General features: G+C 68.2%; 16 protein-coding genes and 1 tRNA gene. 10 read left to right on the forward strand and 7 right to left on the reverse strand.

Going from position 1 to position 14,731, the window contains the following annotated elements; translation table 11 throughout:
* Positions 1–50 precede the first annotated feature (50 nt).
* Positions 51–1,379: a spinster family MFS transporter gene (locus ACW9UL_RS07075; RefSeq protein ID WP_457789749.1), complete on the forward strand. Its 1,329-nt coding sequence runs from the start codon at positions 51–53 to the stop codon at positions 1,377–1,379.
* Between the two features lie 86 nt (positions 1,380–1,465).
* On the opposite strand, the gene ACW9UL_RS07080 is transcribed toward ACW9UL_RS07075, so the two are convergent.
* Positions 1,466–2,443: a zinc-dependent alcohol dehydrogenase family protein gene (locus tag ACW9UL_RS07080; RefSeq protein WP_122107460.1), complete on the reverse strand. Its 978-nt coding sequence runs from the start codon at positions 2,441–2,443 to the stop codon at positions 1,466–1,468.
* Between the two features lie 146 nt (positions 2,444–2,589).
* On the opposite strand from ACW9UL_RS07080, the gene ACW9UL_RS07085 reads away from it, so the two are divergent.
* Both ACW9UL_RS07085 and ACW9UL_RS07090 read left to right on the forward strand, forming a co-directional pair.
* The gene (locus ACW9UL_RS07085; protein ID WP_457789751.1) at positions 2,590–3,315 is read left to right on the forward strand and encodes a substrate-binding periplasmic protein; all 726 of its coding nucleotides are present in this window, start codon (positions 2,590–2,592) and stop codon (positions 3,313–3,315) included.
* Between the two features lie 89 nt (positions 3,316–3,404).
* On the forward strand, positions 3,405–4,550 hold the full coding sequence (locus ACW9UL_RS07090) for a PQQ-dependent sugar dehydrogenase (RefSeq protein ID WP_457789753.1): 1,146 nt from the start codon (positions 3,405–3,407) through the stop codon (positions 4,548–4,550).
* 45 nt (positions 4,551–4,595) lie between these two features.
* Here the strand turns inward: ACW9UL_RS07090 and ACW9UL_RS07095 are convergent, their stop codons facing one another.
* Positions 4,596–4,787, reverse strand: coding sequence for a PFL_1563 family small protein (locus ACW9UL_RS07095; RefSeq protein ID WP_021441765.1), 192 nt, complete (start codon positions 4,785–4,787; stop codon positions 4,596–4,598).
* Positions 4,788–5,026: 239 nt separating this feature from the next.
* On the opposite strand from ACW9UL_RS07095, the gene ACW9UL_RS07100 reads away from it, so the two are divergent.
* From ACW9UL_RS07100 to ACW9UL_RS07110, 3 genes are all read left to right on the forward strand, one after another.
* Positions 5,027–5,869 carry a CvfB family protein gene (locus tag ACW9UL_RS07100; protein ID WP_457789755.1) on the forward strand — a complete coding sequence of 281 codons (843 nt, stop codon included), beginning with the start codon at positions 5,027–5,029 and terminating at the stop codon, positions 5,867–5,869.
* 54 nt (positions 5,870–5,923) lie between these two features.
* A tRNA-Thr gene (locus ACW9UL_RS07105) sits at positions 5,924–5,999 on the forward strand.
* An 87-nt stretch (positions 6,000–6,086) separates the two neighbouring features.
* Complete coding sequence (locus ACW9UL_RS07110) at positions 6,087–6,413, forward strand: hypothetical protein (RefSeq protein WP_457789757.1); 327 nt, start codon at positions 6,087–6,089, stop codon at positions 6,411–6,413.
* A 31-nt stretch (positions 6,414–6,444) separates the two neighbouring features.
* Here the strand turns inward: ACW9UL_RS07110 and ACW9UL_RS07115 are convergent, their stop codons facing one another.
* Complete coding sequence (locus ACW9UL_RS07115) at positions 6,445–7,509, reverse strand: GGDEF domain-containing protein (protein ID WP_457789759.1); 1,065 nt, start codon at positions 7,507–7,509, stop codon at positions 6,445–6,447.
* A 223-nt stretch (positions 7,510–7,732) separates the two neighbouring features.
* Here ACW9UL_RS07115 and ACW9UL_RS07120 point away from each other — a divergent pair, with 223 nt between their 5' ends.
* The 3 genes from ACW9UL_RS07120 to ACW9UL_RS07130 are packed head-to-tail and all read left to right on the forward strand — an operon-like array spanning position 7,733 to position 10,943.
* Positions 7,733–8,521 carry a PP2C family protein-serine/threonine phosphatase gene (locus tag ACW9UL_RS07120; RefSeq protein WP_397496397.1) on the forward strand — a complete coding sequence of 263 codons (789 nt, stop codon included), beginning with the start codon at positions 7,733–7,735 and terminating at the stop codon, positions 8,519–8,521.
* Positions 8,522–8,537: 16 nt separating this feature from the next.
* Positions 8,538–10,022, forward strand: a complete 1,485-nt coding sequence (locus ACW9UL_RS07125; protein ID WP_457789762.1) for a serine/threonine-protein kinase — start codon at positions 8,538–8,540, stop codon at positions 10,020–10,022.
* Between the two features lie 15 nt (positions 10,023–10,037).
* The gene (locus ACW9UL_RS07130; protein WP_457789764.1) at positions 10,038–10,943 is read left to right on the forward strand and encodes an FHA domain-containing protein; all 906 of its coding nucleotides are present in this window, start codon (positions 10,038–10,040) and stop codon (positions 10,941–10,943) included.
* 55 nt (positions 10,944–10,998) lie between these two features.
* Here the strand turns inward: ACW9UL_RS07130 and ACW9UL_RS07135 are convergent, their stop codons facing one another.
* The 3 genes from ACW9UL_RS07135 to ACW9UL_RS07145 form a co-directional block, all read right to left on the reverse strand.
* A complete protein-coding gene (locus ACW9UL_RS07135; protein ID WP_457789766.1) occupies positions 10,999–11,328 on the reverse strand; it encodes a DUF2025 family protein in 330 nt (109 codons plus the stop codon).
* 98 nt (positions 11,329–11,426) lie between these two features.
* Positions 11,427–11,831, reverse strand: coding sequence for an NUDIX hydrolase (locus ACW9UL_RS07140; protein ID WP_397496401.1), 405 nt, complete (start codon positions 11,829–11,831; stop codon positions 11,427–11,429).
* Between the two features lie 87 nt (positions 11,832–11,918).
* Positions 11,919–12,620: a YebC/PmpR family DNA-binding transcriptional regulator gene (locus tag ACW9UL_RS07145; RefSeq protein ID WP_021444105.1), complete on the reverse strand. Its 702-nt coding sequence runs from the start codon at positions 12,618–12,620 to the stop codon at positions 11,919–11,921.
* 510 nt (positions 12,621–13,130) lie between these two features.
* Here ACW9UL_RS07145 and ACW9UL_RS07150 point away from each other — a divergent pair.
* On the forward strand, positions 13,131–13,838 hold the full coding sequence (locus ACW9UL_RS07150; protein WP_457789768.1) for an NADPH-dependent F420 reductase: 708 nt from the start codon (positions 13,131–13,133) through the stop codon (positions 13,836–13,838).
* Between the two features lie 72 nt (positions 13,839–13,910).
* Here the strand turns inward: ACW9UL_RS07150 and ACW9UL_RS07155 are convergent, their stop codons facing one another.
* A complete protein-coding gene (locus ACW9UL_RS07155; RefSeq protein WP_457789770.1) occupies positions 13,911–14,645 on the reverse strand; it encodes a sulfite exporter TauE/SafE family protein in 735 nt (244 codons plus the stop codon).
* Positions 14,646–14,731: the final 86 nt, after the last annotated feature.

The raw sequence follows: 14,731 nt of genomic DNA on the forward strand, positions 1-14,731 counted from the left end.
TAGGCGCCACCGCAGTAGGCCCGACGTGGACAACAACAAGAGAGATTGCCATGCAGCCCAACCAGCAAGCGTCCAACGCCTGGCGCATCCTGTTCCTGCTATTCCTCGCCAACCTGTTCAACTTCTTCGACCGCACCATCCCCGCCATCATCATCGAGCCGATCCGCCTGGAATGGGGCCTCAGCGACCTGCAGCTGGGGCTGATCGGCACCGCCTTCACCATCGTCTACGCCCTGGCCGGGGTGCCGCTGGGGCGCATGGCCGACACCGGCGCCCGGCGCAAGATCATGGGCTGGGGCCTGGCCGCCTGGAGCGGGCTGACCGCGCTGAACGGCATGGCCTGGAATTTCTGGAGCTTCCTGCTGATCCGCATGGGCGTCGGCATCGGCGAGGCCAGCTACGCGCCGGCGGCCAACTCGCTGATCGGCGACCTGTTCCCGGCGCACAAGCGCGCGCGAGCCATGGGCATCTTCATGCTCGGCCTGCCGCTGGGGTTGCTGCTGGCCTTCTTCACCATCGGCGCCATGGTCCAGGCCTTCGACAGCTGGCGCGCGCCCTTTCTGATCGCCGCCGTGCCGGGGCTGATCCTCGCCCTGTTCCTGTTCTTTATCCGCGAGCCGGCGCGCGGTGCGGCGGAGAGCACCCGGGTCAGCAGCGCGCCGGTGGACAAGCCGCTGCGCAAGGTGCTGGCGATCCGTACCTTCTGGTGGCTGGTGCTGGCCGGGCTGGCGTTCAACTTCGCCTCCTATGCCTGCAACTCTTTCATGGTGCCGATGCTGCAGCGCTACTTCGGTCTGCAGTTGCAGGATGCGGCGATGGCCACCGGGGTGATAGTCGGGCTGACCGGCTTGCTCGGCCTGACCCTGGGCGGCTGGCTGGCGGACAAGGTGCACCAGCGCTGGGCCAATGGCCGTCTGCTGTTCGCGGCTTTCAGCATGCTGCTGGCCTGCCTCTGCACCGCCTGGGCACTGAGCGCCGGGCGCATCTACACGGCGCTGTTCGTCGGCCTGTTCAGCCTCGGCTGGCTGTTCTCCTACAACTTCTACACCTGCGTCTACACGGCGATCCAGGACGTGGTCGAGCCGCGCCTGCGCGCCACCGCCATGGCCCTGTTCTTCGCCGGCCTGTACCTGCTCGGCGGCGGCCTCGGCCCACTGGCGGTGGGCTGGCTGTCGGATCACTACGCCCAGGCGGCCATGCACGCGGCCGGCGCCAGTGAGATGAGCGAGGCGTTCAAGGCCGTCGGTTTGCACGACGCCATGCTGCTGATTCCGGTGGCGCTGTTTCTCACCCTGCTGGCGCTGCTGCAGGCCGCCCGCTGCTTCCAGCAGGATGCGCTGCGCATGCGCGAGGGGTTGGCTGGGGCTGCTTTGGCTTGATCGTTGGATGGTGCGCACGGCGCACCCTACGGGAGTAGGGGCGCCGTGTGAACTTCGGGGGGGAGGGTGCGCCATGCGCACCCATCTCAGGGCACCAGCAGGATCTTGCCGTCGCGCTCGCCGCTGGCGGCCGCGGCCACGGCGTCCTTGATATGGGCCAGGTCGTAGGTGGCGGCGACGCGGGTCTTCAGCTTGCCGCCGGCGATCAGCTGCACCAGCTCGCCGAACACCTTCATTTGTTCGGCTGGCGTGGCCTGCTGGAACCACTTGGCCAGCCAGAAGCCGCGCAGGGTGACGTCGCGGAACACGAAGGAGGCCGGCGATACCAGGCACGGCTGGCCGCTCATCATGCCGTAGTTGACCAGCACGCCGCCGTTGCACAGGGTCGCGGCGATATGGTCGGTGCTGGCGCCGCCCACCGCATCGATGCCCAGGCGCACGTCGGCGCCGCCGGTAGCCGCGCGCACGCGCTTGGCCAGGTCGGGGCCGTCCACCAGCACCAGATCGCCGCCTTCGGCCTCGACGCCGGCCACGGCCGATTCGCGGCGCACCACGTTGATGGTCTTGAAGCCGCGCAGCTTGGCCAGCTGAATCAGGTAGCTGCCGACGCCGGAGTTGGCGGCGTTCTGGATCACCCAGTCGCCCGGCTTGAGGTCGACGAACTCGCTGAGCAGCAGCGAGGCGGTCGGCGGGTTGACGGTGAGCATGGCCAGCTGCAGCGGGTCGGCGTCCGGCAGCGGGATCAGCTTGTCGGCTGGCGCATTGAGGGCGCTGACCCAGGTACCGCAGCCCACCGGCAGCAGCACGTTCTGGCCGACCTTGAGGTTGCCGACGCCCTCGCCGAGCGCTTCGACCCGACCGACGCCCTCGTTGCCGCCGATGGCCGGCAGCGGCGGCAGCATGCCGTAGGCGCCGGTCAGGGTCAGCACGTCGGAGGGGTTGATCGGCGCGGCCAGCACCTTGACCCGCACCTGGCCGGCGGCCGGCGCTGGCAATTGCAGCTCGACCGCTTCGATCACGTCCTGCGGCACCGGGCCGCGTTGCTGGTATTGGGCTTTGAGCATGATGATTCTCCTGGGGCAGGCGCAGAAATGCGTGGAGCCAGTCTAGCCGCGCGCGGGCAAAGCGGAATGAATCGCCGTGCATCCACTCTGGTGATGGGCGGCCGGCGCCGTCTATGCTCAGGGCTCGTTCGAGTCAGGGACGTGGCATGTGCAGATGCTGGGTAGGTGTGCTGTTGCTGTGGCTGGCCGCGGGGGCGTGCGGCGAGACGCTGCGCGTCGGTTTCGGCACGCACAAGCCGCCCTACGTGTTCGAGGGCGAGCCGCGCGGTCTGGAATACGAGCTGGTGGACCGCGCCGCGCACCTGGCGGGGTTCGACATGGCGGCCTACTACGCGCCCATGGAGCGCCTGCACCTGATGCTGCGCCGCGGCGAGATCGACGCCATCACCACCACCAACGAACGCAGCGGCGTCGAGGCCTTCTACTCGGACATCTATATCCACTACCACAACGCCGCGGTCGCCCTGGCCGCGCGCGGCTACCGCATCGAACGCATCGCCGACCTGGGCGGCTACTCGGTCAGCGCCTTCCAGCGCGCCCGCCTGCTGCTGGGCGCGGAGTTCCAACGCATGGCCGAGGGCAATCCGCGTTACCGCGAGGAGGCCCTGCAGATCAATCGCAACCGCCTGCTCTACAGCGGCCGGGTCGAGGTGGTGATCGGCGATCCGCGGATCATCCAGTATTTCAATCGCGAGGTGGCCGAGCAGGTCGATGTCAGTCAGCCGCTGGCCTGGTACCCGCTGTTTCCCCCCACCGCCTACCGGGTCGGCTTTCGCCTGGAGGCGCAGTGCCAGCGCTTCGACCAGGGCCTGCGCCAGTTGCGCGCGAGCGGTGCTTATCAGCTGATCGAGCGTCGCTACCTGAGCGACTGAAACCTGGCGAAACCTTTTGCGGGGCTGTCTCGGCCCTACCGCTGTAGCACTATGCGGACTCGTTCCGCGACTCGCATGGAGGAGCCCCGATGTTGCGTCCACACCTGCTTGCCAGCCTTGGCCTGGCAGCGCTGCTGAGCAGCCAGGCGAGCCTGGCCGAGTCCCGCCAACTGCCCAGCGAGCTGGGGCAGCTGCAGATCGAGACCGTTGCCGAGGGGCTGGCCAACCCCTGGGGCCTGGCTTTCCTGCCGGACGGCCAGGGTTACCTGGTGACCGAGCGTCCCGGGCGCCTGCGCCGGATCGCTCCGGACGGCGCCTTGTCGGCGCCGCTGGGCGGCGTGCCCGAGGTGTTCGCGGTGGGCCAGGGCGGTATGCTCGACGTGGTGCTGTCGCCGGATTTCGCCGCCGACCGTCTGGTCTACCTGTCCTACGCCGAGGCCGGTGACGGTGCGGCCGGCACGGCGGTCGGGCGCGGCCGTTTGTCCGCCGATGCCACGGCGCTGGAGGGCTTCGAGGTGATCTTCCGCCAGCAGCCCAAGCTGTCCAGCGGCACGCACTTCGGCTCGCGCCTGGTGTTCGACCGCGATGGCCACCTGTTCATCGCCCTCGGCGACAACAACCAGCGCCCCACCGCGCAGGAGCTGGACAAGCTGCAGGGCAAGCTGGTGCGCATCCATCCCGACGGGCGCATCCCGGCGGACAACCCCTTCGTCGGCCAGGCCGGCGCCCGTGCGGAAATCTGGTCCTACGGCCACCGCAACCAGCAGGGCGCGGCGCTCAATCCCTGGAGCGGCCGCCTGTGGAGCCACGAGCACGGCCCGCGCGGCGGCGACGAGATCAACATCCCCGAGGCGGGCAAGAACTACGGCTGGCCGCTGGCGACCCACGGCATCAACTACTCGCTGCTGCCGATTCCCGAGGCCAAGGGCGAGGCTGTCGCCGGCACCGAGCCGCCGCACCACGTCTGGGAAAAATCGCCGGCCATCAGCGGCATGGCCTTCTACGACGCCGAGCGTTTCCCGGCCTGGCAGCACAACCTGTTCATCGGCGCGCTGGCCGGCCAGGCGCTGATCCGCCTGCAGCTCGACGGCGACAAGGTGGTGCACGAGGAGCGTCTGCTGCAACCGCTCAAGGCGCGCATTCGCGACGTGCGCCAGGGGCCGGACGGCTTTCTCTATGTGCTGACGGATGCGAGCGACGGACGACTGCTGCGCCTGGGGTTGGCGCGCGAGTAACGCGGGGGAGGGGGATGCCGGGTGCGCGCTGCGCACCCGCGGGCATTACTTCTTGCTGATGGTGATCTGCCGGGTGCCGCCGTAGGTCTGGCCGCTGACGCCCTTGGCGATCTGCTGGATCTCGCCGCCGCCCTGGAGGAAGGCCGCCACCTGGGCCTCGATGGACTCGCGGGTTTCCACGGCAGGGGCCGGCTTGCTGACTTTGCTGGTGGACGACTTGACGCGCAGGGTGGCCATGACCTTATCTCTCGACGATGGGCGGTCGGCCATTGTGCCTGATCGGGGCGCCGCCTGCTCGCCTAATCGTCTGGGGTCGCTCTGGCGGGGCCGCTCGTCGAGGCCCTGGATGCCGGCTAATCGCTTGTTTTCAAGGCACTTAAAGCACTTTTCGACCGGCTGTCGATTAACCGTGTGCGTAACCCTGGCACAGCCGAACTCGGGTAGAATGGCCGGCTGTTTTGGCGAGGTGGAACGCGATGGCCTTAATCGGGCGGATGAATTCTTTGCAGGTGGTCAAGCACACCGACTTCGGTCTGTACCTGGACGGCGGTGCGGACGGCGAAATCCTCCTGCCCAAGCGCTACATCCCCAAGGACACGCCGAGCGAGGTGGACGACTGGCTCAACGTGTTCCTCTACCTCGACAGCGAAGACAAGCTGATCGCCACCACCCTGAAACCGAAGATCCAGCTCGGCGAGTTCGCCAGCCTCAAGGTGGTGGATATCAACCGCATCGGCCTGTTTCTCGACTGGGGCCTGGCCAAGGACCTGCTGTTGCCGCACTCCGAAGAGAAGCGTCCGTTGCAGCTCGGCGATTACTGCGTGGTCTACCTCTACCTGGACAAACGCACCCGCCGCCTCACCGCCACCGCGCGTCTGGACCGTTATCTGGACAAGACCCCGGCCAATTACCAGGTGGGCCAGGAGGTCGATCTGCTGGTGGTCGAGCGCAGCGACCTGGGCTTCAAGGCCATCATCAACGGCCGGCACTGGGGCCTGATCCACAAGAACGAACTGTTCAAGTTCGTGCGCAACGGCATGCGCGAGAAGGGCTATATCAAGGAAGTGCGTGCCGACGGCAAGATCAGCCTGAGCCTGCAGCCGGTGGGCCATGAGGCGGCCAGCGGCCTCGGCGAGCAGATTCTCGAACGCCTGCGCGCCCAGGGCGGCAGCCTGGCGCTGGGCGACAAGAGCCCGCCCGAGCTGATCGCCGAACATTTTCGCGTCAGCAAGGGCAACTTCAAGAAGGCCATCGGCGGCCTGTACAAGCAGGGGCTGATCCGCATCCACGACGACCGCATCGAACTGCTCGACAGCTGAGCCGCCAGCGGCTTGAGTCGCGCCGCGCCAACTCGCATAATGCCGCCGTCTTCCGCCGGTGTAGCTCAGTTGGTAGAGCAGCGCATTCGTAATGCGAAGGTCGCAGGTTCGACTCCTGTTTCCGGCACCATCCAACCCAAGGGCTTGCAGCGATGCAGGCCCTTGGCGTTTTCGGGCGTAGAATGCCGGGAACCTTGGTTCTGCCTGTGAGGTGCCCATGTTGGTCCGACTGCTGCTGCCGATCCTGTTCTGTGCATGGGCCTTGCCTTCCTGGGCCGATGTCACGCAGCCGATCCGGGTGATTCCCAAGAGCTATGTCAGCCCCGGCGCCAGCGGCAGTGTGTCCGGTTCGGCGCATTTTCAGCAGTACGATCTCTATGGCGGCCAGCGTCTGCCGCAGGCGCCGCTGCGCGAGGAGAGCCGCTACGGCAGCCATGCCAGCGAGGTACGCGGCGGCATTCGGCAGAGCATCGAGTATCCCGGCGGATTGCGTCTGGAACTGCAACCCGGCAGCGGCAGTTACCAGCAGCAGCGCAGCCGCTGAGTGCGGTCGGCCTCGCCAGGCGGGTGTGGCGTCAGCGCCGGCGCTCCGCGGCGTGGTGGGCGGCGGTCCCTTGTGGTGCGGGTTCGTTGCGGTCGATGACCACGCGGTTGCGGCCGCTGCTCTTGGCTTGATAGAGGCACTCGTCGGCGCGTTGCAGCCAGCTTTCCCAATGTTCGCCGCTGCGCAGGATGGCGCCGCCGATGGACACCGTCACCGGCCCGCCGGGGCTTTCCAGTTCACTCTCGACGCGCTTCAGCAGATGCTGGGCGGCGGCATGCAGGCCGTCGAGTTCGGTGTTGGGCAGCAGCAGGAGAAATTCCTCGCCGCCGAAGCGGAACAGGCGGTCTTCCTTGCGCGAACAGCGCTTGACCAGTTCGACGAAGGCCACCAGCACCTGGTCGCCGATGTGGTGGCCGAAGCGGTCGTTGATCTGCTTGAAGTGGTCCAGGTCCATCACCAGCAGGCCGAAGCTGTCGCTGTGGCGGCGGTGGCTGGACATGGCGATCTTCAGTTCCTCGTTCATCGCCCGGCGGTTGCGCGCGCCGGTCAGCGGGTCGTGGATGGCCAGCAGTTGCAACTGGTCGCGCTGGGTGCGGGTGCGGACGGCGAAGATGAAGCTGAGCACGCTGGCCATCATCCCGGTGACCAGGAAGGAGACCATCTGGTAGTGGCTGTCGAACACGCTGCCGGGCACCAGCAGGGCGTGCGCCACCAGGCAGGCGAGCACCAGGGCGGTGGCCAGCAGGGCCTTGCGGGGGGTGACCATGAAGAAGTTGAAGAGGATCAGCGGGTAGATCCAGAACAGGCCGTTGACCCCCAGGTTGATGGCGATCAGCGTCGAGCCGATGGAGAACACCGTGGCCAGGTAGATGCCCGGTTTGACCGTGTCGCGGGTGCGCCAGGCGTAGAACACGGCGAACAGGGTGGAGAGCACGATGATGGTGTCGGCTATGCCCACGAGGTAGTTGCCGTGCAGCAGGCGGTACACGGCGTAGGGGGAGATGCCCAGGACGCCGAACAGGCCCATCAGGGTGATGATCGACAGCTGGAAATCTTCGCGCAGGCGCTTGAGCAAGCGGGCAGTCTTGATGGCCATAAGCGTTCTTGTCGTTGTTATGTGGCAAGCATGCAGAGCTTTGACCGCTTATGGCAAGGGTAGATCCTGAGCAAAGTGCCAGCATTTGCGCCAGGCCGACGAGTCGCTCCGGCGCTTGAGCCCGGTTTGGTTAACCGCTGCGCATTTGCAACCGGCTGGCCGGTGACAGTTCGCCAGCGCCGCCGCATCATGGGCCGCCCGCCATCAGTTCAAGGATCTGCGCGTGTCCCAGTCATCGCCTCCATCCGTGGTATTCGCCGCGCAAAGCGTCGCCGGCCAGGTGCGCACGCACAACGAGGATGCCCTGGCCTGTCGCCCCGAGCTCGGTTTATGGGCGCTGGCCGACGGCATGGGCGGCCACGAGCGCGGTGAGGTGGCCAGCGCCCTGGCGCTGCAGGGCCTGATCGACGCGTTGCAGCAGGGCGCCGAGCTGGCCGCAGCGGTGCACGCCGCGCACCGGGCGATTGCCGACGCGGCAGGGCCGGGCGCCGGAGAGGCGAGCATGGGCAGCACCCTGGTGGCGGTGCGCCTGGCGGGCGATGGATTCGAGCTGGCCTGGGTCGGCGACAGCCGCGCCTATCGCATCGGCGCCGAGCGCATCGAGCAGCTCAGCCACGATCACAGCTGGGTGCAGGCCATGGTCGACGCCGGCCAGATGAGCGCCGAGGAGGCGCGCCAGCACCCGCGGCGCAACCTGATCCTGCAGTGCCTGGGCCAAGGCGAGCAGGCGCCGGAGGTGGGCCTGCTGCACGCCCGGCTGGCGCCCGACGAGCTGCTGCTGCTGTGCAGCGACGGCCTCACCGGCGAGCTGGACGACGCGGCGATCCAGCGCTGCTGCGCCGAGGCCGAGACCCTGGAGGCGATGGTCGAGCAACTGGTGGGGCTGGCCAATAGCCATGGCGGCAGGGACAATATCAGCTGCATCGTCCTGGGCCTCGCCCCGGCTGCCGAACCGCGCGAGGCGCCGCCCCGCGGCCTGCTGCGCAAACTGTTCAAACCCCGTCAATCCTGAGCGCCAGTCCAGCCGCATGAGTCAGCCTCCGATCACCGTACCCGGTTACAGCATCCACGGCCGCCTGGGCAAGGGCGGCATGGCCGAGGTCTACCTGGCCACCGAGCAGGCGCTGCAGCGCCAGGTGGCGCTCAAGGTGCTGCTGCACCGCGAGGACCAGGCCTTCACCCAGCGCTTCATCCAGGAAGGCCATATCGTCGCCTCCCTGCAGCATCCGTCGATCATCACCATCTACCGCATCGACCAGCTGGCCGACGGTCGACACTTTCTCGCCATGGAATACCTGGCCGGCGGCGACCTGGCCCAGTACAAGGGCCAGCGCCTGGAGCCGGCGCGCGCCCTGCGCATCGTCCGGCAGATCGCCAGCGCCCTGGCGCTGGTGCACGACCGCGGCCTGGTGCACCGCGATATCAAGCCCGGCAACATCCTGTTTCGCGACGATGGCACTGCGGTGCTCACCGACTTCGGCGTGGCCAAGCAGCTGCAGCTGGACAGCGAGCTGACCCAGTCCGGCATCGCCGTCGGCAGCCCGGCCTACAGCAGCCCGGAACAGGCGCAGTGCCAGGCGCTGGATGCACGCAGCGACATCTACAGCCTCGGCGTGATCCTGCTGGAGATGCTGACCGGGCATAACCCCTTTCGCGGCGCCAACTACACCCAGACCCTGATGAACCAGCTGCAGCTGCAACCGCCGCCCCTGCCCGAGCCGCTGGGCGAGTGGCAGTGGCTGCTCGAGCGCATGTTGGCCAAGGACCCGGAGGATCGCTTCGCCGATTGCCACGTGCTGCTGGCCAGCCTCGACGAACTGCAGGACGCCGAGCAGGATCACACCCGCCTGAGCCCGGCGCTCGGGCCGGCGCCGCGCAGGGCCAAGCGTCGCTGGCTGCCCTGGGCCCTGCTCGGTGTGCTGCTGCTCGGCGCCGGCAGCGCCGGCGGCTACTACTGGCAGCTGCAGCAGCGCCTCGCCGGGCTGCTCGCCCTCGGCGAAACGCGCCTGAGCGAAGGCCAGCTGCTCGCCCCGGCGCAGGACAACGCCGACTACTATTTCCGCCAGGCGCTGGCCCTGGATGCCGATAACGCCCAGGCCGCCGACGGCCTGCAGCGGGTATTGCAGGCGCGCATCCAGCAGTACCTGGAACTGGCCGAGCAGCGCCTGGGCGAGGGCCTGCTGATCCTGCCCGAGGACGACAGCGCGGTGCACTACTTCCGCCAGGTGCTCGGCTGGGAGCCGGACAACCTGCTGGCGCAGGCCGGGATCAACCGTGTGGCGCAGCGCTTCATCGAGCAGAGCGAGGCGGCCTATGCGCGGCGCGAGTACAACCTGGCGCTGGAGCAGATCAAGCAGGGGCTGGAGGCCGAACCCGACAACGAACGCCTGCTGGCGCTCTACGACGGCCACCAGCAGCGCGTGCGCAGCAGCCAGGCGGCGAGCCGGCCGCGCAGCGCGCCGCCAGCCCAGCAGAATCCGATCAAACGTTTGCTGAACAACCTTTTCGACTGATCCGAGGCGCCCGAGATGCTCAGATTGCAGTTCCTGGATAACCGCCAAGCGCCGGTCTGGCTGACCGAAGAACGCCTGACCATCGGCCAGGACAGCCGTAACCAGCTGGTGCTCGGCGATGCCGGGATCGCCAGCTTTCATGCCGAGATTCGCCAGGATCACGGTTACTACTACCTCAGCGATGCCAGCCAGGGCGCGACCTACGTCAACGACCAGCGCATCGGCACGCGCTTTCAGCTGCGCGACGGCGACCGCGTGCGTTTGGGCGGCGTCGAGCTGCTGCTGGTCGACCCGGCGAAGAGCGCGGCGCGTCCCGAGGCCGCCGCGGCGCGCTGGTTCCTCCAGGTGATCCAGGGCGAGCACCAGGGGCGCAAGTTCCATATCCACGGCTCGATGACCTTCGGCCGCTCGAGCAAGTGCGAGCTGTGCTTCGGCGACCCGGAGCTGTCGCGCCGGCACTGCGAGTTCTTCCTCAAGGACGACGTGCTGGAGGTCAAGGACCTGGCTTCGGCCAACGGTGTGACGGTCAACCAGCAGAAGGTCAGAACCGCCGTGCTGCAGCCGGGCGACCAGTTGAAGATGGGCTCGGTGAGCCTCTTGGTGATCGGGCCGAAGGTCAGCCTGAGCGAGACGCCGGACGAGGATGCCACCCAGTTCATGCGCGTGGCCGACCTGCCGCCGGCATTGGCCGCCAAGGCTGCTGGCGGTGCCACGCAGATCGCGCCGGTACCGCAGGTGCCGCGCGCCAGCGCCAAGGCCGCGCCGGCGGCGGCGGCCAATCCGCTGCGCGCCGCTCAGGCCAGGACGGCGCCCGCCACCGCGGCGCCAGCGGCCAGCGCCGGCAGGCTATGGCTGGGTGGCGCCTTGTTGCTGCTGATCGGCGCCGGCCTCGGCGCCGCGTCGATGCAGCTGCTGGGCTGAGCCGGAGGGGTACCCTTGGTATCGGAGATACGCCGCCCGGGGTGGCGCGCGTGCCTCAGGCCGGCGCCAGGCGCCGCCGTTCGGCGCGGATCTCCGGCAGGTCGCTGCGCCGCAGGTAGAGGCGCAGCGCCTCGCCGAGGTTGACCCGCTCGTCGATGCGCTGCTCCTGCAGCCAGGCCAGGCGCTGGCGATCCAGGCGCATCAGGCCGTCTGCCTCGGCGTGCCAGACGTATTCGCAGGTCGGGGTGATGGTCTCGGCCGGCACGTCGAGGCCGAAGCTGTCCTCGGAGAAACGCAGCAGGTACTGGCCGGTCTTGGCGTTGAAACCGACGAAGCCCTGCAGCTGGTCGGCGGACTGGCAGATCTGGGCGGAGCTGATACTCATGGCAAACCTCGGGTTGCTGTGGGTTTGCACGCAAAACTAAGGGTTCTGGTTATCGGCGCAGCCTAGCGCGTGGCCGCGTGGCTGCGCGTTGCCGTGGATCAATAAAGGCGCGCGGCCAGGGCGGGCAGCACCTGCTCGCGCAGCAGCGGCGCCAGCTCGCCGTCGAAGGGCTGGCCGGCGGCGTACCAGCGCAGTTCCTCCAGCTCGGCCGCCGGATGTACGGCGTGGGGCAGGGCGGCGTGGAAGATCTCCGCCTGCAGCCAGGTATCGGCCTCGTTGGCGGCGCTTGCCTGGAATCGGCCGAGCGGGTGCAGCGCCGCGTCGTCCAGCTGCAGTTCCAACTCTTCATGCAGTTCGCGGCGCAGGGCGGCCAGGGCATCCTCGCCGGCTTCGCGCTTGCCGCCGGGCAGCATGAAGAACCGGGTGTTGCGCTTGCGCACCAGCAACAGGCGGCCCCGTTGGTCGAACAGGCAGGCGGCGGCGATGTGCAGGGTGGTGTTCATGGCAGGTGTCGCGAGTGTCGAGCAGGTGAGACCTCTGTCCCCTCGCCCATCAGTGGGTGAGGGGGCAAAGTGCTTTAGCGAGCGGAATCAGCCGGCCAGGCCGACGTAGACATTCTGCACGTCGTCGTGGCCGTCGATGGCTTCGAGGAAGGCTTCGACTTCTTCCAGCTGCTCCGGCGTCAGGCTGCTCACCGGGTTCTTCGGGCGGTAGCCGAGCTTGGCCGAGTTGACGGTGAAGCCCTGCTCCGGCAGCGCCTTGCACACGGCGTCGAGGTCGGTCGGCTCGGTGATGAACAGGGTCGCGCCCTCGTCATCGGGGACGAAGTCCTGGGCGCCGGCTTCGATGGCGGCCAGTTCCGGGTCGGCGCCTTCGTCGGTGCTGGCCTCGATCAGGCCGACGTGGTCGAAGTCCCAGCTGACCGAGCCGGAGGCGCCGAGCTGGCCCTTGCGAAACAGCACGCGGATCTCGGCCACGGTGCGGTTGACGTTGTCGGTCAGGCACTCGACGATCAGCGGCACCTGATGCGGGGCGAAGCCTTCGTAGAGGGTGCGCTCGTAGTTGATCACCTCGCCGGACAGGCCGGCGCCTTTCTTGATCGCGCGCTCCAGGGTGTCCTTGGGCATCGAGGCCTTCTTCGCCTGATGCACGGCCAGGCGCAGCTTGGCGTTGGTGTCCGGGTCGGCGCCGTTACGCGCGGCGATCATGATTTCCTTCACCAGCTTGCCGAAGATCTTGCCTCGGGCATTGGCGGCGGCTTCTTTGGGTTTGGCTTTCCACTGGGCGCCCATCTGGGGTCTCCTGGCCGATAGGTGAGACGGCGTCGCGGCGCGGGGCGGCCGGACGATCGGTTAGGCTGCGGATTCTAGTGCCTTGCGGCGTCGGCGGCACGCGCAATTTCCCGGATGGCGTTGGCGGCGGGGGAAGCGCCGGCGCAGCGGTTCTGCGCCGGCAGGCTGGGGCTCAGGCGTTGGGCGAGTGGCTGCCGAGCAGGGTCTGGCCGTGTTTCTTCTCGCGTTTGGCCATGCGTTTCTCGTGTGCCGTTTTCAGCGGCTTCTTCTTGCCTTCTTTGTGGGAATCCATGCTCTTGCTCATGGTCGTGTCTCCGGGAAGTTGGTCATTGACTGGGTACATGCATTCGGGTCACTACCACCTCCTCGGCCCCTGCAGCCGGCTGTCATGCGTTATCGCCTTTCAAGCATAGCTGGCGGGCAACACCCTGTTGCGAATCGGCGACGGTCGTCGCGTGCGGCTTCTCTATGCTTGGCCTGTGTCGCCGTGACGCGTTCGAGGAGGTCGCCATGTCCCCTTTCCTGCATCGTTTCGCCACCGCGCTGGGCCTGCTGGTGCTGCTGGGCGGCGCCCCGGCGCTGGCGCACGCGGACGCCTTGCGCATCGGCATCATCGGCACCGGCAATATCGGCGGCGCGCTGGCGCGGCTGTGGGTCGAGGCGGGGCACGAGGTGATGATGTCCTCGCGTCATCCCGAGCGTCTGCAGCCGCTGGCCCTGGAGTTGGGCGAGCGCGCCCGGGTTGGCACCCCGCGCGAGGCGGCCGAGTTCGGCCAGGTGATACTGCTGGCGGTGCCCTACGCCGCCACGCCGCAGATCGGCCGCGACCTTGCCGGCGAGCTGGCCGACAAGGTGCTGCTGGATGCCGGCAATCCGCGCCCGGAACGCGACGGGCCGATGGCCGAGGAGGCCCGCGAGCTGGGTGCCGGCCTGGCCTCGCAGCGCTTTCTGCCCGGCGTGCGCCTGGTGCGCGCGTTCAACGCCATTTCCGCCCACAACCTGCGCAGTCAGGCCCATCGCAGCGGCGAGAAACTGGCCATCCCGCTGGCCGGCGATGACGAGGCGGCGCTGGAGGTGGCGGCGCGCCTGGTGACCGATGCCGGTTTCGATCCGGTGATAGTCGGGCCGCTGGCCACGGCCAAGCGCTTCGACTTCGCCAGCGGCATCTCGGCGCGGATGCCGACGGCGCGCGAGTTGCGCGAGATCCTCGGGCTGTAGCTCCTGCGGACCGAATCCCCCGCAGCACTGCCAGCGTCGCGGCTGAGGCCGTTCCTGCAGGGGCGATGAGGGCTACAGATTGCGCCAGATCAGCTGCACGCCGGCCAGCAGGATGCCCAACCGGGCGATGCGGTAGAACCACTGGTGGTTGACCCGCGACTGCAGCCACAGGCCGCTCCACACGCCGAGCGGTACTATGGGCGCGAGCATCAGGCTCAGCAGCAGGTTGTCCCGGCTGAACTGGCCCAGGGCGGCGTAGGGCAGCAGCTTGGCCGCGTTGGTCAGCAGGAAGAACAGGTTGATGGTGGCGACGAAACGCAGCTTGTCCAGCTGTTGCGGCAGTAGGTGCATCATCACCGGCGGCCCGCCGGCATGGGCGACGAAGCTGGTGAAGCCGGCCAGGCTCGACAGCAGGATGCCGCGGCCCTTGTGCAGCGGCCGCGGCGCCTGGTTGCCGGCGAGCAGGCCGAGGGCGACGAAGCTCACTGCGATCACCCCGATCAGCAGGCCGATGCTGCGCTCGTCGAACAGCTCGAAGGTCAGCGCACCGATGACGATGCCGATCAGCGCGCCGGGCAGCATCACCCTGAGGTTGGCCGCGTCCCACTTGCCCCAGTAGGCCTTCAGCCCCACCACGTCGGCCAGGCAGAGGATCGGCAGCATGATCGCCACCGCCTGCTTGGGCGAGGTGGCCAGCGCCAGCAGCGGCACGGCGATGCCGCCCAGGGCGCCGCCGAAGCCGCCCTTGGACAGCCCGGTGAGGAAGATCGCCGGCAGGGCGAACAGGAGGAAGTCGGACAGGCTCATGGCAGCGGCCGCGGCGAAGGAGGGCGCAGGGTAGCAAAGGGCGCGGCGCGGCAGAACGGCCAGCGGCACAGGACGGGCGATCAGCG

It is taken from the genome of Pseudomonas sp. PL-6 (assembly GCF_054110165.1).